The organism is Marinoscillum sp. 108, assembly GCF_902506655.1.
GTDB lineage: Bacteria > Bacteroidota > Bacteroidia > Cytophagales > Cyclobacteriaceae > Marinoscillum > Marinoscillum luteum.
The window spans coordinates 174,356-195,027 of the sequence record NZ_LR734815.1 but is presented as its reverse complement, the minus strand read 5'-3'; the positions used below and the strand labels follow the sequence as shown (position 1 = coordinate 195,027).

The window sequence follows — 20,672 nt, the reverse complement described above, 5'->3', positions numbered from 1 at the left end:
ATCGAATGAACGCACAATATTGGATTGACAAACTCGGCCTGGAGCCGCACCCAGAAGGGGGCTATTACAAGGAGGTCTATCGAAACCCGAATACCATTCAGATCATGGGCGGTGGCGGTACCAGAAACCTCAGCACCAGTATTTATTTTCTATTGGAAGGCTCTCAAAAGTCTCATTTTCACCAACTGAGCTCCGATGAGCTATGGTATTTTCATGCAGGGAGTGGTGCCAGGGTGCACGTACTAAACCATGGAGAATATTCTGAGCACCTTCTTGGCCTCAACCTTGAAGCGGGTGACCTGCCACAGTTGCTCCTTCCGGCCCGGTCCATTTTTGCCAGTGAAGTGTCTGCTCCCGATAGTTATGTGCTGATGGGGTGCATGGTCAACCCGGGGTTTGACTTCAAGGACTTCAGAATGCTCACTGCTTCAGAACTAGAAGAATCTTATCCTGGTCAGAAAGCGTTGATTCGAGAATTTACATTAGGAGAATAGGACTGAAATAAGATTAAAAATCAACCTCCGGTAGGTTTGTTGTCAGCGCTATTTCCAGTATTTTGTTGACTTAATTATTTCTCTAAGTCAACAAAACCCCATGAATCAAATAAAAATTCGATTAAGTGCCATGATGTTTCTTCAGTTCTTTGTCTGGGGAAGCTGGTTTGTTACACTAGGAACTTTTTTGGGCAATAATCTTGGTGCCACCGGTAGCCAGATTGGTATGGCCTTTTCCACCCAGTCTTGGGGAGCCATTATCGCTCCTTTTGTCATAGGACTCATTGCCGATAGGTATTTCAATGCAGAACGTATTTTAGGCATACTGCACATTCTCGGAGCGCTCCTCATGTACCAGATGTACGTGTCTGCTGATTTCACGGCATTTTATCCCTATGTACTGGCCTATATGATCACTTATATGCCCACGCTGGCCCTGGTCAATTCGATTGCCTTCAGGCAGATGGAAAATCCTTCGGAGGAGTTCTCCAAAATCCGGGTATGGGGCACCATTGGCTGGATCGCCGCTGGGCTGGTCATCAGTTATTTGTTTTCATGGGATGCCCCTGGGGCCATCTCCTCAGGGTTGTTGAAAAACACCTTCATCATGAGTGCCGTATCTTCGCTGATATTAGGGTTGTTTAGTTTTACACTTCCAGCCACTCCTCCAGGTATTGCCAAAGGGGAGAAGTTGCTCCTCAAAGACATTTTAGGGTTGGATGCCCTCAGGCTTTTGAAGGATAGAAATTTCGCTGTGTTCTTTTTCTCCTCCGTACTGATCTGCATCCCTTTGGCTTTTTACTATCAAAATGCCAATCCGTTTCTTTCTGAAATGGGAGTGGCCAACCCCACGGGCAAGATGACCATCGGTCAGGTTTCTGAAGTGGGCTTTATGCTCTTGCTTCCAATATTCCTGAGCCGATATGGCATTAAGAAAACCCTGCTTTTTGGTATGTTGGCCTGGGTGCTGCGCTACCTGATGTTTGCTTTTGGCAATAATGAAGAACTGGTGGTGATGCTGCTCTTGGGGATTGCTCTGCACGGCATTTGCTATGATTTTTTCTTTGTGTCTGGTCAGATCTATACGGATTCCAAAGCGGGTGATAAGTTCAAGAGCTCGGCTCAGGGTATGATCACCCTGGCGACTTACGGAGTAGGGATGCTTGTGGGCTTTTGGGTAGCTGGTCAGATCACCGATTTTTATGTCCTGGAAGCTGGCCATGATTGGCGGGGTATCTGGGTGGTACCGGCTGGTTTTGCTTTGTTGGTCTTCTTTGCTTTCATGTTGACTTTTAGGAGCGAAGACATCAAATACGAGAAATAGCCTCTTGTGTGCTAGGTAAATAAAAAGGGGCTCCGAAATGCAATTTCGGAGCCCCTTTTTTGAATGTATATGATGTTCTAGGCGTGTGTTTTGTTCTTTCTCACATAGAGAAAAAGGAATAAGAACACACCGATCAGCAGGGTGGGAATGATCGCAATGTTTGCCAGGGTGGCCTGTCCGGCTGCCAATTCCAGCGCTTCGCCTGTTAATCCCTCAGCGGACTTTACAGCTCTGTGTCCTTCTATCCATCCCCCAATGATGGGCTGGAATATAGAAAGACCAAGCATTCCTACTCCTCCAATAAGTGACATACCAAGTGCTCCGGTTTTAGGCAAGTAATCCGCCACGAAGGAGATCATATTTGGCCAGAAGTAGCATACACCAATGGCAAAAAGTACCGCAGCCACATACACCATGGGTCCTGTAGCCATGCTCATCATAAAGATGGCCAGAGCGGAAATGATGGCTGAGCCAAGTAGCACACCGGTAATATTGAGTCTGTGAATCAGCGGCCCGGCAAACATTCTACCTACGGCCATTAATACAGTAACGAGCGCCAGTACCAGCAACGGCTGTGCGCCGGAGTTGGCCAGGATTCTTTCTACCCACGACTGGGTACCCAGCTCAGTAGTAGCGGTTAGTGCCATACAGACGAGCATCAGCCAGTAAATGGGCGATGACATGATCGCTTTCAGGTTCTCTGCAGTAGACATGGTGGTTTCTTTCGGTGCCTCAGGAAATGCCTGACCTCTAAACAAAAGAAAGTAAGTAAATGCGGGCACGTACATCACGGCAATTTTGATCTGCCAGCTACCACCTAAGAGCCCAAGGCTTAAAGCAATCAGAGAGCCAATGGCTATACCACCGGGAAACCAAACATGAAACCTGTTCAGCATGGTGGCCCTGTTGGACGTGTACATAGATGCAATCAGCGGATTATAAGCTGCTTCTACCATTCCATTGGCAAAACTGATGAAGAAAGTAGAAAAGAAGAGCGTGTAAAAGCTATTAGAAAGAATGGAAAACGTGATGCCAATGAAGTGACATAAAAAGGCAATATTTCCTATTTTTTTGGGCCCCAGGGAGTTGTATAGAGGTCCGCCAACCAATGTGGCAATTGGGAAGCCAAAAATACCCATGAAGTTGATCCAGCCCAGTTGCTGGTCTGAAAGACTCATGTCAGTGACCAGATCGTTCATGATACCAGCCCGGATACCAAACGCAAATGCGGTGGTGAGTAGAGCAAAACAACTGGCTATAAACAGTCGGTTGCGATTCAATTGATTTTCCATCTGTTAGTTTAGGTTAAAATGATCAAGTAAGTAAATCGAAGCATCAAATTCAAAGCAAATTAGAAAAGTTGTAAGATTAACACTTATTGCAATCGTTTGCAGGTAATAAAAAATTGAATTTGGTGGTCAAACTTGATAGATTTCCATCCAAATTCGATGTTTCAGAGAATTTTATTTCTAATCAGATCAATTCAGACTAATAAATCAGCATGAACAAAGGAAAAATCAAACTCGGTTTAATTGGCGGAGGCCCCAATTCATTTATCGGAATCGTCCACAGAATTGCCGCTTATATGGGCGAGCAATACCAGCTCGTTGGAGGTGTTTTCGATATTGATCATGCAAGTGGGATTGCTTTTGCTGAAAAGCTGGAATTGGATACTTCAAGGGCCTACGAAAGTCTGGAGGTTTTTATAGAAAAAGAATTGGCTTTGCCTGCGGACGAACGCATTGAGGTAGTATCTATCCTTACCCCCAACTTTCTGCATCACTCCATGGCGATGAAGTTGGTAGATGCAGGATTTAATGTGATTTGCGAAAAGCCCATCACCATCACAGCCGCAGAGGCTGTGGAGTTGGAGCAGTTGGTGGAGAGAAAGAAGGTAGTTTTCTGCCTCACACACACTTATACCGGATATCCTATGGTGCGGCAGATGAAGGCTATGATTGCCGCCGGGGCCATTGGCAAAATTCAGAAAGTAGATGCGCAATACTATCAGGGCTGGATCAACCCGTTCATTCATGACAAGGATAAGCGGGCTCAGGTTTGGCGACTGGATCCTAAGAAATCAGGTCAGAGTTGCTGCTTCGGAGACATTGGTGTTCATGCCTTTAATCTGATAGAGTACACCACCGGTTTGGAGGTAGAAAAGGTGCTTGCCGATATTGATACCTTATATCCAGACAACCCATTGGACGTAGATGGAACCGCCCTCATCCGCACAAAGGATGGAGTCAAAGGGGTAATTTGTGCAAGTCAGATTGCCACAGGAGAAGAAAATAACATCTCCATCATGGTGTATGGGGATAAGGGAGGTTTGAAGTGGGAGCAGGAAAACCCTACCTACCTGACCTATATGCAGGAGGGAAAACCAGCTCAGATTTTCAAACCCGGGAATCCCTACAACTCTGAATTTGCACAGGAAAGCACCAAGATAGCTCCAGGTCACCCTGAGGGGCTTTTTGATGCCATGGGTAATATTTACAAAGGCACGGCACTCGCCATCAGAGGAGAAAAAGTCCGGGAAGGCGCTTTTCCTGGTGTGAAGGATGGTGTGAGAGGAATGAAGTTTATCGAGGCGGTGCTGGAGTCCAACAAGCAGGGGCAGGCATGGATAGAGATCAAATAAATAAACCAATGAGACATAGAAAACTCCGAATGGGAATGGTAGGCGGGGGCATTGGTGCTTTCATAGGGGCTGTACACCGCATGGCCGCCAACCTCGACGGGCAAATCGAATTAGTCTGTGGGGCTTTTAGCTCAGATGCAAAGCGCTCCGCAGCGTCAGGTCAGGCACTTTTCCTACCTGAAAACCGGGTCTACGCATCTTTTGAAGAGATGATCACAAAAGAGAAAGCACTTCCCGAGGGAGACCGAATGGATTTTGTTTCCATTGTGACTCCCAATGTGATGCACTTTGCTCCGGCAATGATGGCCCTGGAAAATGGCTTTCCGGTGATTATTGACAAACCTCTGGCTTTTACTTTAGAAGAAGCCAAAGCCCTGCAAGCCAAGGTACTGGAGACAAAACTCCCTTTTGCTGTGACCTACACCTATACGGGTTATCCGATGGTGAAGCAAGCCATGGCGATGGTTCGTAAAGGAGATATAGGAAAGGTACGTAAAGTGATGGTGGAGTATCCACAGGGCTGGCTCAGCACCAAAGTGGAGGATACTGACCAAAAGCAGGCCTCCTGGAGGGCTGACCCTGCACGTGCAGGTATTAGCAATTGCTTTGGAGACATTGGCACGCATGCGGCCAACCTTGCGGAGTACATTTCCGGATTGGAAATTACTGAAGTGCTCTCAGAAATACGCGCCACTGTTCCGGGGCGTATCCTGGATGATGATGCCAATGTATTGCTGCACTTTGAAAATGGAGCGAATGGCGTCCTCTCAGCTTCACAGGTAGCCTCTGGAGAGGAGAATGATCTGAAAATCAGAATCTATGGTGACAAGGGTGGCCTTGAATGGAGCCAGAAGGACCTTAATACCCTCATTGTCAAGGACCATGGAAACCCGGATAAAATCTACCGTACGGGTGGAGACCGGGGCGGTTATTTGTATGAAGAAGCCATGCAGCACACGCGGACACCGTCCGGTCACCCGGAAGGATACATCGAGGCATTCGCCAATATCTATCGCAACTTTGCGGAGGCGTTGAGGAATTATGCCGAAGGCAAACCCGCGGATACAGTATTGGATTTTCCCGGAATAAAGGAAGGGGTGCAGGGAATGGCTTTGGTAAAAGCTGTAGTGGCCTCCACTAAAAACGGAAACGTTTGGACGAAAGTCTGAGAGCAGCCCCGCAATCAATTTTAGAATCGTAGTTTAATAAACACAAAGACATGAAAACCATTAAAGGACCAGCCATATTTTTAGCACAATTTGCTGATGATAAAGAACCATTCAATAACCTCAAAAGTATTTGCAAATGGGCCAAGGGGTTAGGTTATCAAGGGGTTCAGATCCCGGCGTGGGATGGCCGGCTGATCGATATAAAAAAGGCAGCGGAGAGCAAGACCTACGCCGATGAAATCAAAGGGATTGTGAATGAAGCCGGTTTGGAAATCACCGAACTGGCTACACACCTTCAGGGCCAGCTGGTGGCGGTACACCCGGCTTACGATATCATGTTTGATACATTCGCTCCTGATTCGGTCAAGGGAAACCCCAAAGCACGTACCGAATGGGCCATCGATCAGGTGAAGAGTGCAGCCACCGCCAGCAAAAACCTGGGTATTGATGTAATGGCAAGCTTCTCGGGTGCTTTGCTATGGCACACGGTATACCCATGGCCGCAGCGTCCCGCTGGCTTGGTGGAGATGGGTTTTGAGGAGCTGGCCAAGCGCTGGTTACCCATACTTGATCATGCCAAGGACAATGGAGTAGAAATTTGCTATGAGTTGCATCCCGGTGAGGACCTGCATGATGGCATCACCTACGAGCGTTTTTGGGAGGCCACAGGCAAGCATAGCTCCGCCAAGATTTTGTATGATCCATCGCACTTCGTCCTGCAGCAGCTCGACTACCTACAGTTCATAGATTTCTATCATGAAAACATTCGCATGTTCCATGTGAAGGATGCAGAGTTCAACCCTACCGGTAAGTCGGGAGTATATGGTGGCTTTCAGGGATGGGTAGACCGTCCGGGCAGATTCAGATCATTAGGGGATGGGCAGGTAGATTTTAGCGGTATTTTTTCTAAACTCAGCCAGTATGGCTATGATGGTTGGGCAGTGCTGGAGTGGGAGTGCTGTATCAAGTCTCCACAGCAGGGTGCTGAGGAAGGGGCGCCATTCATTCAGAATCATATCATTGAAGTGACAGAAAAGGCTTTTGATGATTTTGCAGGAGCCAAGCCAGACGACGTGGCCAACAGAAAGATATTAGGTATTAAGTAAGGTAAGAGAAGTATAAAGCATGAAGAAGTTAATTTATTTCAGCTTGCTGATAGGCGCCATGAGTGCTTGTCAGGAGCGCAAAGAAATAGAGCGACCTAGGGAAGCCTGGGTTTTTCGTTCTGTATTGGATTTAAAACCAAGAATGGTAACCGCCGCGCTTAGTGAGGACGTATGGGTGGCCTATGATGCCCGTACCGCCAGTCTTTATAAAGCCTGGAAGGGTGGGGTAAATTTTGACGGAGCGGTTTACACCACTGTTCATGGCCCTCAGCCTACCTCCAAGGGGTACGCCTATTATACAGACGAAAAGGAGGATGTAGAGTGGGTGTTGAAGAAAGGTGATGAAATTCTGACTCCAAAAGTTCAATATAAGGGCCATCGCTTTGTGGATGGTCAGGTGGTATTCACCTACGAGCTCAGTACTGATGACAATAAAATCACCGTTGAGGAAACACCAGAAGCCATTAGACGTGGTTCCCAAAGTGGATTGTCCAGAAAGTTTAAAGTTTCGAATGCCGGAGACTATCAGGTGGTACTTAATACCACCATTTCTTCTCTGGTGAGCGAGCGGGATTTTAATACCAATGGTAGCTTTGAGGTAATTTCCAAAAGCAATCAGGAGTACCCTGAGGGAAATGTTGTTTCAGTGGTTGGGGTATTGACCTTGTCGCAGGGTGAGCCCACAGAATTGAGGGCTTTTTATCACGAAGGTTTTGATAAAGGGCTGCCCGTGGTAACAGAAGAGTCTGAAGAGGCATCGGGTGTAGGGGCAGGTGCCCAATTGATTGAGCGAAGTGACTGTAAGTCGTGCCACAACGAGCAAGTAAAGACAGTAGGTCCCGCTTACATCTCCGTAGCTAGAAAATACAGCGATGGAGAGGAGTCTGTGAAGATGCTTTCCGGCAAGGTGATCAAAGGCGGCAGCGGTGTATGGGGTGAAGCGATGATGACCCCTCATGCAGGATTGTCTGAGGAGGATGCCGCAGAGATGATCCGGTACATTTTATCACTGGACGACAATGACGAAGATTCGGACGGAGGGGCCTGGCATTTAGGTGAGAAAACCGTCCCAGTGAAGTTTCAGGATGAGGTCAATATCTCCAGTGAGTCACCGGGGGTAGCAGCATACCTTTACCTCTACAGCGGAGATCAGCCCAATTTCAATACACTGAAAAAGGAGGCTTTGCCGATAGGAGGTGCTATTGTTCCTCAGGTTCATGTTCGGGACGAGAGTGATTTTGGTGAGCGTACCCAGCGCATCGCTGTTTTGTTTAAAGGAAATTTGAGAATAGAAAAGACGGCAAGTTATAGCCTGAGATTGGTGTCAGATGATGGGTCTCGACTCTTTGTAGATAATAAGATTGCCATTGACCATGGCGGATTCCATGGCCCCACACCCAAAGATGGTGAGGTGTACCTTACGGCAGGGGATCATCCTTTCGAAATACAGTACTTTCAGGCCGGTGGCGGTGGAGCTGTCTCCTTTCAGTGGTTTAATAAGGATGTCGGCAAATTTGAGGTAATTCCTCAGTCCATGCTTTTTGTGTCACCTTCGGATTATCTGGAGACCAAAGAATACATCAGCGATGAGGTTTTGGTGAAGTCCATTCCTGGCGATGGTCGCTGGCTCGCTGGTGTACATCCGGCATTCGATATTTTCCAGGCACGACCTGATGATTTCCGACCAAGAGTAGGGGGCATAGACTTCCTTTCGGAGGATGAAATGCTCGTGTGCACATGGGACTCTCTGGGACCTGTTTACCTGGTGAAAAATTTCAGATCAACCAATCCTGAAGAGATTACGGTCCAGCGCATTGCTACCGGACTGGCAGAGCCTTTGGGTATCAAAGTAGTAGATGGAGAGATTTATGTGCTTCAAAAACAGGAGCTGACCAAACTGATTGACAATGATAAGGATGGTTTGATTGATGAATATCAGACAATCGCCGATGACTGGACAGTTTCGGCCAACTTTCATGAGTTCTCCTTTGGCCTGGTGTATAAAGATGGTTACTTCTACGGTGCGTTGGCTACAGATATTCTTCCAGGTGGTGCATCTGCGCAGCCACAGCCCAAAGACCGTGGTAAGATCATTAAAATAGCTAAGGAGACGGGCGCGGTAGAGTTCATAGCCTCAGGACTGAGAACCCCCAATGGCATTGGGATAGGTGTAGATGGTGAAATTTTCGTTGCAGACAATCAGGGCGACTGGTTGCCAGCTTCTAAGATCAATCATGTAAGAGAAGGTGCATGGTATGGCTCCAGATCGGTTGACCCTGAGGGGACAGAAGGCTGGGTGCAGGATGAGCCGGTAGTCTGGCTGCCACAGGATGAAATCGGAAACTCACCGAGCACCCCATTGGCCATAGACAAAGGACCCTACACCGGGCAAATGATCCACTGTGAGGTGACTCACGGAGGCATCAAGCGCGTGGCAGTAGAGAAAGTGGATGGCATTTATCAGGGCGCTGTTTTCAGGTTCTCTCAAGGTATAGAAGCCGGCGTGAATCGTCTGGCATGGGCACCTGATGGCTCTCTTATTGCTGGTGGCATTGGAGTTTCCGGCAACTGGGGGCAGACAGGCAAGCTGAATTATGGCTTGCAGCGATTGGTTTACAATGGGAATTCTGCATTTGAAATGCTCAAAGTAAGCGCCCGATCCAATGGGTTCGAAATTGAGTTTACGGAGCCCATCAAGGTGGGGCAGAATATTAGTGTGGAAGACTTCCTCATTGAGCAGTTTTATTTCAAACCAACAGCCGAATATGGTGGGCCAAAGCTGGATGTGACAGAGATGAAGCCTAAGAATTTCTATTTGTCGACTGATCGTAAGAAGGTGTTCTTCGAGTTGGAGGGATTGCAGGAAAAACATGTGGTGTATTTTAGGATCAAACGTCCATTTGTCAGTGAACTGGATCATGAGCTGTGGACTACTGAGGCCTGGTATACACTTACCAATATTCCTGAGGGACTTCCCGGGTTTACCAATGACTACAAAGTGACTCACAATGTGTTATCTGAAGCTGAAAAGGCACAGGGATGGAAACTGCTGTTTGATGGAAAAACCACCCAGGGCCTTCGCAATTATAAAGTTGAGACACTGGGCAAAAAGTGGCAGGCTGTAAATGGGACCCTGCATTTTAGCGGAAAGGGATCAGGTGCTGGCTGGCAGGCAGAAGATGGAGGAGATATCATAATCACCGATAAACCGTACAAGAATTACGAATTCCAGATTGATTGGAAAATGTCTGATGGAGGCAACAGTGGAATCATCTACAATGTGGTAGAGGATGATCAGTACGACTATGTGTGGCATACCGGACCAGAATATCAGCTTTTGGACAACCTCAAGCATCCAGATGGGCAGATTGAAAAACATCGTAGCGGTGATTTATATGACATGATCAAAACTAAATTTGTGACGGTGAACCCTACAGGGGAGTGGAATAGAACTCGGATAAAAGTCAACAATGGACACGTCGAGCATTGGCTCAATGGATACAAAGTGGTTGAGTTTGATTTCTGGACCCCAGAGTGGGATGCTCTGGTGGCGGGAAGCAAGTTTTCAGAAATGGAAGCCTTTGGTACAGGCAAAGAGGGTCATATTTCCTTACAGGATCACGGGGACAAAGTGTGGTTCAGAAATATAAAAATTAGAGAATTGTAAATTGAAAAGATTAGGCTTATTAGGGTTAGTAGGATTATTTCTATCGTGTGGGCAGACGACCCACGAAACCAAAAAGGAAGAGGCGCCGGAGGAAAGCAGATTTGTAAAAGAGGTTTTCGCTACCAATCTATATGAGCCTACCGAACTAGTGGTTCTTCCTAAAGGTAAAGTAATCTTTACACAGAGGAGGGGTGGAATTAAGCAGTATGATCTCAGAACCAATGAGCTCTCGGATTATGATTCTATTCCGGTGCATCATGAAAAAGAAGACGGCCTCATGGGGATCGCCCTTGATCCTGAGTTTGAGCAAAATGACTGGGTGTATTTGTACTATTCTCCGGTAGGAGATGAGCCTGTCCAGCATTTGTCCAGGTTTACCTATACAGCGAAGGGGCTGATCAATGAGGTGGTAATGCTGAAGGTACCTGTGCAGCGTGAAGAGTGCTGCCACACCGGGGGGTCTATTCAGTTTGGGAGTGACGGATTACTTTATCTATCCACAGGAGATAATAGTAATCCATTTGATTCCAAGGGGTTTTCTCCTTCTGATGAGCGCCCTGGCAGATCTGCCTGGGACGCACAGAAATCTTCCGCCAATACCAATGACCTCCGTGGAAAGATTCTTCGAATTAAACCTGAACCGGATGGTTCCTATAGCATCCCTGAGGGCAATCTTTTTGTAGATGACGATCCGCTCACCAAACCAGAGATTTACGTCATGGGTTGTAGAAATCCCTATCGTATTTCTGTAGACCCTAAGAGAGGATGGCTTTTTTGGGGCGACGTAGGGCCTGATGCCGGGGAGGATGTCGAAGGTAGAGGCCCGCGAGGGCATGATGAGTTCAATGTAGCCAAAGAACCCGGGTTTTTCGGATGGCCGCTTTTCGTTGGCGACAACTATGCATACAACGAATATGATTTTTCAACCGGCATTTCACAGGCCAAATATGACCCTGCGGCACCTTTCAATAACTCACCTAACAATACAGGATTGCAAAATTTGCCTCCTGCCCAGCCGGCAAAAATTTATTATCCTTATGCCCGTACAGATATATTCCCCCAGGTAAAAAATGGTGGACGTAATGCCATGGCCGGACCGGTGTACTACTCGGATATGTATGAAGGTCGCTCCAAATTTCCCGCTTATCTCGACGGTAGGGTGATCTACTATGACTGGATGCGGGGGTTCATTTATTTTCTGGAACTAGACGAGGAGGGCAATCCTACTGATTGGTATTCTTTTATGCCCAATACGGAATTCAACAACGCCATGGACATGGAGTTTGGACCTGATGGTAACCTCTATATGATCGAGTATGGTACAGGATGGTTTACCAGAAATGAAAATGCCAAACTTTCCAGAATCAGGTACATAGAGAGCAATCGACCTCCGGTTCTTGAGGCGTCAGTTTCCAGAAATAGTGGTTCTGCCCCACTAGAGGTACGGTTTGATGCGTCCGGATCCAAAGATTATGATGGTGATAAACTTAAATATCAATGGGAGATAGAAGGCGAGACATTCAATGACTCAGTATTTACCTATGTGTTTGAAAAAGAAGGTGTTTACTATCCCGAACTTACCCTGTCGGATGGTAAAGGAGACTATCGTACTCAGCAATTTACCATAGAGGTAGGTAATGAGCCACCCGCAGTGGATATCGCCATCACTGGTAATAATACTTTCTTTTGGCAAGGTCGCAACATAGCCTATGAAGTTCAAATCAGTGATCTGGAAGACGAAAAGGGAGCAGGGATTTCTACAGATCAAATTAGGTTTGACATCAACCATTACCAGTCTACGGATATGGCGGAGACCCTTGGTCATCAGGTGCCAGTCAGTAACGGACTCACACTCATCGAGTCCCTCGATTGTAAGGGCTGTCACAAAGTCAATGAAAAGTCAATTGGACCATCATACACAGCCGTGGCAGATCGGTATAAAACGGACCGCAACGCGGTTAATTACCTGAGTAGGAAGATCATCAGTGGTGGAGGAGGAGTATGGGGAGAGCAGGCCATGTCTGCGCATCCGGACCTCACCACCGAGGATGCCGCCAGCATAGTGGAGTATATATTGTCGCTGGGCAACCAAATGAGTTACCCATTGGAAGGGACTTTTAAGACCTCTGAGGCTACCGGCCGGTACCTGTTTACAGCCGCCTACAAGGATCGGGGCAAGGCTCCACTTCGCCCGATCGAAGTGACCCGCAATATCTGGTTGCGCCCATCGCGCATGCCTGCAGACCTGTTTGACGATTCGAAAGACATTCAGGCTCGTGGTGGAGAAATCAGAAGCATCTACCATGGCTCGTGGGTGAGCTTCAATAATCTTGACCTGACCGGAATTGGGAGTGTGTCCTTTTTACTAGCCAATAGAGAAAAGGGAGGCACCGTATCTATCCGCACAGGTGCTCCTGACGGAGTAGAGATAGGCCGGGGAGAAATTTATCCCGACCGCTCTAATGGCCCGACCAGTACATTGGAGATAGAGATCAAAGATGTCACTGGTTTCCAAAATGTCTACTTTGTATTTACCAATGAGGGAGAGGAAAACAAGCTCCTATATATTCGAAATATTGAATTCAACCCAAAACCTTAACCAACTATGACTTACAAGAGAAGAACCTTTCTTAAAACCACAGCGGTAGCGTCTGCGGCCATAGCCGCCATGCCATCGCTGATGGCTTCAGTTGTCAAACCGTCTACTAAAATTGGGGTGCAGCTGTATACTGTGAGAAATGAAATGAGCAGTGATCCTAAGGGTACCTTAGAAAAGATTGCCAGGATAGGCTATCAAAAGCTGGAGGGCGCCGGCTACGATGCGGGTAAAATTTATGGTTTTTCGGGGAAAGAATTTGGGAGCATCGTGAGCGACCTGGGTATGGAATTGACCAGTGGTCATATGTCTTCTCAGGTTTTTGCCGAAGGGTTTGATCAGGCGCTGGAGTTCATGGTAGATGCGGGACAGCAGTATGCAGTTTTTCCGTGGCTTTCTCCCGAGCAACGCGTGTCATTGGATCAGTACAAAGGGTATGCAGCTACTCTGAGCAAATGCGCTGAGAAAGCTAAATCAGCTGGAATTACGGTTTGTTATCACAACCATGACTTTGAGTTTCAGGAACTGGATGGTGAGCTTCCAATGAATATTCTACTGAGTGAAACAGATCCTGAAATGGTGAAGATTGAGCTGGATTTATATTGGATCACCAGGGCAGGATTGGATCCTATTCAGTTTTTCAAAGACAACAGTGGCCGTGTGCCCATGTGGCATGTCAAGGATATAGCGAACACGCCAGAGCGTGGTTTTGCTGAAGTGGGTACCGGTACCATAGATTTTCAGTCCATTTTTGCAGAGAAGAAGACTTCAGGAATGAAGCACTTTTTTGTGGAGCAGGATCAGTCGGAAAACCCACTGAAAAGCATAGAACTTTCTTATAAAAACCTGACAGAAAAAATTCTAGGATAAACGTATGAAATATTGGATTGGGGGACTGATGGCGATCATCGGTGTGGAGTTGGGTGCGCAGACCGTATCGGGAACTGTTTACGATCAGATGAGTAATACTCCACTGCCGGGGGCTACCATCAGTGTATCCGGTACGCTCACCGGAGTAGCGGCTGATGAAAATGGTTTCTACGAATTGACTGATTTGGAACCTGGCCATTATCGGCTTCTGGTTAGTTACGTGGGTTATACCGGCAAGACCCTATCGGAAGTTTGGGTGAAGACCGGAGTGGTCACTCGTCTAGATGTGTACCTGGAGCGCAATAGCTCCAGTCTGGACGAGGTGATAGTCACCACCAATATCTCTATCACTGAGCCGGGTAAGATCGGGATCACTGAAGAACAGATCAATCGGTTTGCAGCCACCTATTATGACCCGGCCAGGCTGGTCACCAGCTCACCGGATGTGGCAGTTACCAACGATCAGAACAATCAGATTTCAGTACGTGGAATCTCTCCCAACTACAACACGTGGAGGCTGGAGGGTGCAGAGATTGTTAACCCCAATCACCTGTCTAATGCGGGTACTTTTTTGGACCAACCATCTGCCACTGGTGGAGGGGTGAATATGCTCAGTGCTCAGATGCTCAGTCAGTCGCAGTTTTTGTACAGCACCTTCGATTCGAGGTACAGCAACAGTGTTGGGGGAGTCTTCGATATGAACCTCAAAAACGGGAACACCACCCAGCGTCAATATACAGCCCAGGCTTCACTCATTGGTCTGGATTTGGCCACAGAGGGTCCTTTCAGGGAAGGAGGTAAAATGACCTATGCGGCTAATTATCGCTATTCATTTACGGGCCTACTCACTCAGTTTGGAGTGGATTTTGGGGGAGAGTCCATTGGCTTTCAGGACCTCTCACTGAATGTTTCCACACCTCTGGGTACCCGGTCGCGGTTGAAAGTTTTTGGTACAGGCGGACTCAGTTTCAACAACTTCGACCATAAGCCAATGGCTGAATCTGAGGTGATCAAAGACCGCCGGGACATATATTATGACAACAAGACCGGAGTGATAGGCGCCAGCCTGAAGTCAGGTTTTGACAACAGTCACCTTACCACGTCAGTGGTGCTCTCGGGCTATGAAAATACCCGTGATCAATATGGGTATGATGATAACGATGTTCAGGATACGAGCTTGATTCAGCACAATAGTCAGCGGATTCTGAGTATGCATTCATCCTACGAGCGATCTGTGGGTGGTGCCAATGTGACACTGGGTGTTCTGGCGAATCAATACCACTGGACAGGGAGCTTGCAAGGGATATTTGATCATTCGTTGAATCAGTTTCTGATTAATCCTTATGCGCAAGTAGAATGGTATATTTTCAGTGATCTCAAGGTTAAGGCGGGAGTGAACTATAACCAAAGTGCCGACGATTCGAGTATTGACCCCAGGATTTCATTGACCCAGCAGCTCAATGCCAACAACTCTTTCATCCTTGCTGGGGGAAAGTATAGCCAACTGACCAACCCATATAATTCAGATTTTGTCAGTTTCTATGGAGGACAGCGTTGGGGTGAGATATATGAATTATTGAAGTCATATCGTGGTACACTTACCCATGTGTATGAAAAGCGTGGGTTTAATGTTCAGAGTGAATTTTTTGGATATTACTACCCATCAGTAATAGCACTAGGCGAACGAACAGCGTGGACCTTCGGTGGCACGTTGACTTCAGAGAAGAGCTTTTCCGATGGCCTTTATTTCAGGCTTGGGGGTAGCTTGTTCGAATCAGAAATTGAGGGGTTTGTGATTCAGCCCTACAATACCAGGTATAATATGAGTATGGCCGCTGGCAAGGAGTGGGATGTGTCTAAAGGAACCAAAAACAGGCGTCTGGGACTAAACCTAAGGGGCCAGTATCAGGGAGGCTTTTATTATTCTGAAAATATTCCAACCACTGATGGTTCTATGTCCGGTTATTCAAGATTTGATTATCGCACAGCTCCATATTTACGTTTTGATGTACGTCTGTTGTGGACCCGATACCGGGAAAATCGTACTACATCCATAGCACTTGACCTGCAGAATGCATCGGGCGTTCAAAACGAGGGATATAAGTATTTTGATGGGTTTACCAACCAACTGGAAACTCAGTACCAACTCGGTTTAATTCCCATCCTTACCTACAGGGTAGAGTGGTAATTGTTTGTTGTTTGAAGAAATGAACTTACGGGAAATAGACCTATTCTTTGAAGCACAGGAAGAGCCTAATAAAGGGTGCATGTTGGCTTTAAGACAATTTTTATTGGCCTTTAATCCTCATATCACAGAAGCATGGAAGTGGAGACTTCCGTTTTATCTCTACAAGGGCAAGACATTCTGTTATTTGTGGACGGACAAAAAAACCAAAATGCCATATGTGGGTATTGTGGAAGGAGGGAAGATCGCACACCCGATGCTGATCAAAGGGGATCGTACACGTATGAAAATTTTACCCATCGACCCCAATAGTGACTTGCCTGTAGAGGTGCTGGAAGAGGTGTTAGAAGAGGCCAGAACATTTTATAGATGATTAGGTAGGTGCTAGGTATTCCTCCCTGTGGAGTATCGGGATATTTTGGGAGAGTAGGTGACCCATGAGATTCCGAACTTTGTCATGTTTACCACCCAAAGGGAAACATGAAATTACCCGCGCTCTTCTTTTTGATTCAGTTGTTTCTGTCTATTGGTGCTCCGCTGCCAGCCATGGAGTTGGAGGCACGGGTTATAGCTCTGGCTGGACACTGGGAGCGAGAGATGGCCTTACTCACCCAATACCATGGCCTGGCGAGCTTTTGTGAAAGCGCAGACCATAGGGAGGGTGTTTACGGGTTATTGGATGAGATCCATAACTATCATGGTCTACTCTATCAGGAACTGCTGGAGACCACCCATCATCACTCTGCACGTACCATCAGGCGTATTTTGAAACACCTGGTGAAGCTGGAAGAGGATTATAGTATTGAGAGTTTCAATGCTTTTTTTGGTGAGCGGTGTAAAGCACAGACGGAGTTGGAAGCAATGGCACGCCAATACAAGAGCGGTTTTGGTATGCACTCTTACGATGGTAAAATCCATGTGCTGGAAATAGAGATGCATCGGTATCTGAAAACCCTCACAAAGCGCATCAGCAAGGTGAAAAAGCACGTATCCCAGTTTTATGCCCGCAGACGGGTATGGGAGTATTAGATCCATTTACCAGTTGCGCTTCTTCAGTGCCAGAAACTATTTTTATAAACTATTCGGACATATAGAAGAAAGCAATCTTGCATGTAAGAAGCACTGATACTTACCCTCTTCTGATTAGGTCAAAGAGGTAGTCTATGCCTGAATATTGTTTTCAACCTGCTAGTGTTGGGATACATAAGAGCATATCGGAGATACACCTATAAAATCCGATGTTTGGCCGAAAAGAGTTTTAATATTAAAAGTAACGTGAAGTAACTTTCCGGTAATATGAGAATCACCAAAACCTATCAATCATGAATAATCATTTTCCTTTTACCGCAAAACAACTGATCAAAACCACCAGAATAGAAGTTTATCACTCACTTACAGAGAAATTTGGATCTCTGGAGCCACAAAAGACAGCTTCCGGACAGGATATGGATTTCCAACTGGACAGACTACTTTCTATCATCCATAACAATTAAAAAAAGCCGGAAGAAACTCTCCCGGCCTTTCACAGATTAGGTTGATTAGTATATTTATGCTTCGGCCCAATTAGCGGCCATGAGGTACATGTTGTCAAATAGCTCGCGCACCACCAGTAGCATTTCGGCTTTCAGATGATCCGGTAGTGCTTCTATCAAACCTGAAATTTCGTCTTCACTGATTCCGGTCGTGTGATTTTCTTCAGTTTCCTGGTGCATCTTACCGAAGTATTCCAGTCGGTCATATAGATCAGCATCCTTTAGTACCGGATGGATCGCCTCTTTGAATTTATCAAAAGTGATTTCCAAAACCTCTACCATCAGCATCCTTGCCACAGGATCGGTCATGTTTTGCATATGTCTTGAGAAAGCATAAATGGTCTTTCTCACGGCCAGGGATTCATCGTCCCACACATTGGTGATTAGGTCTATGGAGTTTCCATTTTTGAACTGACCGCTCATGCTTGCCAGATCCTTCAAATACCACTCCCAGTGATAAGAGTCCTCATCACTGTGGGTATTGACACTTTCTTCTAGTTTATTTTCTGGTTGTTCGTATCTGACTAATTGCATGAGATCTTTAAATCCCATAACAAAAAAGAGCATACGGGGCAGGAAGACTAGTTTGTCTAAAACTTGTCCATCACCTTTTAGTTTTTTGTGCAATGGATTGTTGGCAAACTTGAGCGCTCCATATTGGAACTCCTGCTGTAGTTTGAAATTGATGTCTTCGTGAGTGGTAATGTTTCCCTTTTTTTCGATAGGAGTAATCATAGCTTTACTTTTTTAAATAATGGATTAAGGACAACATATAACTGCAATGAACAAACGATTGCATCGATTGAGTCATTTGAAACAGTTATATGCTATAATTTACTAATTACTAAAAAGAGCAACGATAAAAAATCGAAAAAAAATTGAATTTTTTTTTACAATGATGGGTGTTTCATGCATTTTTTACACAAAAGTGATCCATAGTCGATCATAGACTCAATTGAATGATTAGACCACTTTCAGATTGACTACCAGTTGATAATAAAAGTGCAGGAATCTCCCCCGTTAGATTTTGTTTCCTTCGTTTCATCCAGTTTTACTTTGGTGAACAAAGAATCCTTGGGTTTAAACATTCGCACGATTTGAACCACCAGGCCTTCTTCAAATTTGGCTGGATAAGGGGTATGACAAACGAGCAAAGCCTCCTTGTTCTCGGCATCATATCGTGCAAGTTTGTAGTGACCGATTCCTTCTGTCATTTGACCAGTGTTAGGATTGAACATAGGCTGGCCGTTTTTACGATGGTTCATGTGGTAGGCCACATCGATGGATCGCAGTGCGTTTTCCAGGCTATCCATAGGTGGAAACTGAGTGCCTTCAATGATGGCCTTTCCAATGAGAAAGAGATTCATTTCTCCAATGGTACTGGCCACTTCTTTCATGGCATCCAGAAGGGACTGTAGATTATTCCAGGCTCCGGTGTTTGCATTGAGCCCGTGTTTTTCAATGATCGCTTTTCGTTGGTTTTGCCCGAGGCTACCCATTGCGATGATCGGGAGTTCGTTGCCCCCTGCTTCAATATTGTCTTCGAAACTTTTATATTCTGCCATTAGCTGATTTGGTTAATGCCGGAAAATAGTATTTTTTTTGCATATAGCTTAATACGTTGTAGATAAATAATGAAATTTTTTAGGAATATCTTCCCGGAGCTATGATGTTGTTAGGATCGAACAGGTTTTTTAATTGGCATTGCAACAAAGTGTAGGGGTTTTTGAGCTCCTGTAGATATGGGGCCATGTTCTCAATATCGAGTCGATAGGGGTAGATGCCCTGCTGCTTTAGTTCGCTCAACAGGTCACGGGCCCAGGTGCCTGCCTGCGAGATAGCACTCTGATCGGACCGATCGAAATAGACCCTTACAAAAACCTCCAGGCTATAGTCATTAAGGGCAATGATGGAAATAGCAGGATCCAGTCCGCGAGATTTAGAAAAGGATTCCAAATATTGAATGATATCCGACGAAGCACCCGTGAAAGGAATGACTGGGAGGACACATCGAAATCCGGGAATCTGAGGATAAAGATCAAGGTTTACTTCCTTTCCCGAAAGCTCCACACCAAATTTCCTCGCGGTGGCCAAAAGTGAGTGGTCATTGGGCTGACCGTGATATCGGTCTATCCGTACCCTTACCGGTGGGGTGGAAGAGGAGTGGTCATCAGAAGACGGATAGGCTTTCAGTTCGGCTACCAGGCTGCCTAGGGCTTTGGTGACCACCGAGTGTTTGGCCGGGAGCACTTCCTCATGCCCCGTTACCACAAACCACGCAAACCATTTATCATTGAAGTCCTTGCCCGATTCAAATAATTCATAAATCTTGGGGTCATTCTGACTGTCTATTTCCAGAGAATAACCCACCAACTCCTGAGCCACCAGCTCAGCCATTTTATTCAGAAACCCCTTGAGGCCTGATTTGTCCAAAACGGCCAGATAAAGATTGAATGGCTGCTTCACCCTGAGGTTGACCACTGCTTCTGTGACAATGGCATAGTTGGATTGGGTGAAAAGGTGTGTCAGGTCTGGACCGAGTCCGTATTTGTAAAAGGATCCTTGACTACCTTGGAGCTCACCAAAGCCTGTGCGAATGAGCTGCCCATCGGCCAGCATCACGGTGAGTTCACGGAGATCCTCAGCTCTATGACCACTTTTACCAGAACCCCGATCAACGATGTTTCCCAGAATGGATGAACCAGAATCACTCCCTGTCACATTGAGCATAAGCTCAGGGGCATGTACTTCCAGATAATCATAGAGCTGCTGCTGAGTGACTCCCGGTTCCACTCTGGCATAGCGTAGCTCCCGGTTGACCTCTATGATCCGATTGAGATGCTTCAGGTCTATAATGTCCGCGTCATTCACTGGCATCCTCGAACCCAGGCCCCAGTTATGTCCGGTAGAGATCGGGTATACCGGACGATTGGATTCACCTGCCTGCAGAAGAATGGTTTTGAGTGCTTCCAGGTCCTTGGGTAAATGGATCTTCTCAATATTGCGGACAGGAAATTCCGTTATGTTCTGCTGATAGCTGGTTGGGCTGGTCATAGATAAACAGTTTCATGCTAAACATTAAATCAAT

Annotated in this window: 16 protein-coding genes; 12 read left to right on the top strand and 4 right to left on the bottom strand. The window is 46.4% G+C overall.

What is annotated here, in order from left to right:
• Positions 1 to 5: 5 nt before the first annotated feature.
• Together GV030_RS17210 and GV030_RS17205 are read left to right on the top strand one after the other, a co-directional pair.
• Positions 6 to 494 carry a cupin domain-containing protein gene (locus GV030_RS17210; RefSeq protein ID WP_221413404.1) on the top strand — a complete coding sequence of 163 codons (489 nt, stop codon included), beginning with the start codon at positions 6 to 8 and terminating at the stop codon, positions 492 to 494.
• A gap of 100 nt (positions 495 to 594) precedes the next feature.
• A complete protein-coding gene (locus GV030_RS17205; RefSeq protein WP_159584596.1) occupies positions 595 to 1,818 on the top strand; it encodes a nucleoside permease in 1,224 nt (407 codons plus the stop codon).
• A gap of 77 nt (positions 1,819 to 1,895) precedes the next feature.
• Here GV030_RS17205 and GV030_RS17200 read toward each other — a convergent pair whose 3' ends face one another.
• Positions 1,896 to 3,110 (bottom strand): sugar MFS transporter, encoded by a 1,215-nt coding sequence (locus tag GV030_RS17200; RefSeq protein ID WP_159584595.1) that lies wholly within the window; start codon positions 3,108 to 3,110, stop codon positions 1,896 to 1,898.
• A gap of 209 nt (positions 3,111 to 3,319) precedes the next feature.
• On the opposite strand from GV030_RS17200, the gene GV030_RS17195 reads away from it, so the two are divergent.
• From GV030_RS17195 to GV030_RS17150, 10 genes are all read left to right on the top strand, one after another.
• A complete protein-coding gene (locus GV030_RS17195) occupies positions 3,320 to 4,459 on the top strand; it encodes a Gfo/Idh/MocA family protein (protein WP_159584594.1) in 1,140 nt (379 codons plus the stop codon).
• Positions 4,460 to 4,467: 8 nt separating this feature from the next.
• Positions 4,468 to 5,628, top strand: a complete 1,161-nt coding sequence (locus GV030_RS17190) for a Gfo/Idh/MocA family protein (RefSeq protein ID WP_255465519.1) — start codon at positions 4,468 to 4,470, stop codon at positions 5,626 to 5,628.
• Positions 5,629 to 5,678: 50 nt separating this feature from the next.
• Positions 5,679 to 6,734, top strand: a complete 1,056-nt coding sequence (locus GV030_RS17185; RefSeq protein ID WP_159584593.1) for a sugar phosphate isomerase/epimerase — start codon at positions 5,679 to 5,681, stop codon at positions 6,732 to 6,734.
• Positions 6,735 to 6,753: 19 nt separating this feature from the next.
• Positions 6,754 to 10,401, top strand: a complete 3,648-nt coding sequence (locus GV030_RS17180) for a family 16 glycoside hydrolase (RefSeq protein WP_159584592.1) — start codon at positions 6,754 to 6,756, stop codon at positions 10,399 to 10,401.
• Between the two features lies 1 nt (position 10,402).
• Entirely contained in the window at positions 10,403 to 13,000 is a 2,598-nt protein-coding gene (locus tag GV030_RS17175; RefSeq protein WP_159584591.1) for a PQQ-dependent sugar dehydrogenase, read from the top strand.
• Between the two features lie 6 nt (positions 13,001 to 13,006).
• Positions 13,007 to 13,867, top strand: coding sequence for a sugar phosphate isomerase/epimerase (locus GV030_RS17170; RefSeq protein ID WP_159584590.1), 861 nt, complete (start codon positions 13,007 to 13,009; stop codon positions 13,865 to 13,867).
• Positions 13,868 to 13,871: 4 nt separating this feature from the next.
• Positions 13,872 to 16,055, top strand: coding sequence for a TonB-dependent receptor (locus GV030_RS17165; RefSeq protein WP_159584589.1), 2,184 nt, complete (start codon positions 13,872 to 13,874; stop codon positions 16,053 to 16,055).
• Between the two features lie 19 nt (positions 16,056 to 16,074).
• Positions 16,075 to 16,425: a DUF1801 domain-containing protein gene (locus GV030_RS17160; RefSeq protein WP_159584588.1), complete on the top strand. Its 351-nt coding sequence runs from the start codon at positions 16,075 to 16,077 to the stop codon at positions 16,423 to 16,425.
• A gap of 107 nt (positions 16,426 to 16,532) precedes the next feature.
• Positions 16,533 to 17,081 carry a hypothetical protein gene (locus GV030_RS17155; RefSeq protein ID WP_159584586.1) on the top strand — a complete coding sequence of 183 codons (549 nt, stop codon included), beginning with the start codon at positions 16,533 to 16,535 and terminating at the stop codon, positions 17,079 to 17,081.
• Between the two features lie 293 nt (positions 17,082 to 17,374).
• Entirely contained in the window at positions 17,375 to 17,545 is a 171-nt protein-coding gene (locus tag GV030_RS17150; protein WP_159584584.1) for a hypothetical protein, read from the top strand.
• Between the two features lie 54 nt (positions 17,546 to 17,599).
• On the opposite strand, the gene GV030_RS17145 is transcribed toward GV030_RS17150, so the two are convergent.
• From GV030_RS17145 to GV030_RS17135, 3 genes are all read right to left on the bottom strand, one after another.
• Complete coding sequence (locus tag GV030_RS17145; protein ID WP_159584582.1) at positions 17,600 to 18,319, bottom strand: hypothetical protein; 720 nt, start codon at positions 18,317 to 18,319, stop codon at positions 17,600 to 17,602.
• A 248-nt stretch (positions 18,320 to 18,567) separates the two neighbouring features.
• A complete protein-coding gene (locus GV030_RS17140) occupies positions 18,568 to 19,149 on the bottom strand; it encodes a hypothetical protein (RefSeq protein WP_159584580.1) in 582 nt (193 codons plus the stop codon).
• Between the two features lie 79 nt (positions 19,150 to 19,228).
• Positions 19,229 to 20,638, bottom strand: a complete 1,410-nt coding sequence (locus GV030_RS17135; RefSeq protein WP_159584578.1) for an FAD-binding oxidoreductase — start codon at positions 20,636 to 20,638, stop codon at positions 19,229 to 19,231.
• Positions 20,639 to 20,672: the final 34 nt, after the last annotated feature.

Coding starts and splice junctions, on each gene's coding strand:
- GV030_RS17210 (WP_221413404.1), top strand. CDS start 6: ATGAACGCACAATATTGGATTGACAAACTCGGCCTGGAGCCGCACCCA.
- GV030_RS17205 (WP_159584596.1), top strand. CDS start 595: ATGAATCAAATAAAAATTCGATTAAGTGCCATGATGTTTCTTCAGTTC.
- GV030_RS17200 (WP_159584595.1), bottom strand. CDS start 3,110: ATGGAAAATCAATTGAATCGCAACCGACTGTTTATAGCCAGTTGTTTT.
- GV030_RS17195 (WP_159584594.1), top strand. CDS start 3,320: ATGAACAAAGGAAAAATCAAACTCGGTTTAATTGGCGGAGGCCCCAAT.
- GV030_RS17190 (WP_255465519.1), top strand. CDS start 4,468: ATGAGACATAGAAAACTCCGAATGGGAATGGTAGGCGGGGGCATTGGT.
- GV030_RS17185 (WP_159584593.1), top strand. CDS start 5,679: ATGAAAACCATTAAAGGACCAGCCATATTTTTAGCACAATTTGCTGAT.
- GV030_RS17180 (WP_159584592.1), top strand. CDS start 6,754: ATGAAGAAGTTAATTTATTTCAGCTTGCTGATAGGCGCCATGAGTGCT.
- GV030_RS17170 (WP_159584590.1), top strand. CDS start 13,007: ATGACTTACAAGAGAAGAACCTTTCTTAAAACCACAGCGGTAGCGTCT.
- GV030_RS17165 (WP_159584589.1), top strand. CDS start 13,872: ATGAAATATTGGATTGGGGGACTGATGGCGATCATCGGTGTGGAGTTG.
- GV030_RS17160 (WP_159584588.1), top strand. CDS start 16,075: ATGAACTTACGGGAAATAGACCTATTCTTTGAAGCACAGGAAGAGCCT.
- GV030_RS17155 (WP_159584586.1), top strand. CDS start 16,533: ATGAAATTACCCGCGCTCTTCTTTTTGATTCAGTTGTTTCTGTCTATT.
- GV030_RS17150 (WP_159584584.1), top strand. CDS start 17,375: ATGAATAATCATTTTCCTTTTACCGCAAAACAACTGATCAAAACCACC.
- GV030_RS17145 (WP_159584582.1), bottom strand. CDS start 18,319: ATGATTACTCCTATCGAAAAAAAGGGAAACATTACCACTCACGAAGAC.
- GV030_RS17140 (WP_159584580.1), bottom strand. CDS start 19,149: ATGGCAGAATATAAAAGTTTCGAAGACAATATTGAAGCAGGGGGCAAC.
- GV030_RS17135 (WP_159584578.1), bottom strand. CDS start 20,638: ATGACCAGCCCAACCAGCTATCAGCAGAACATAACGGAATTTCCTGTC.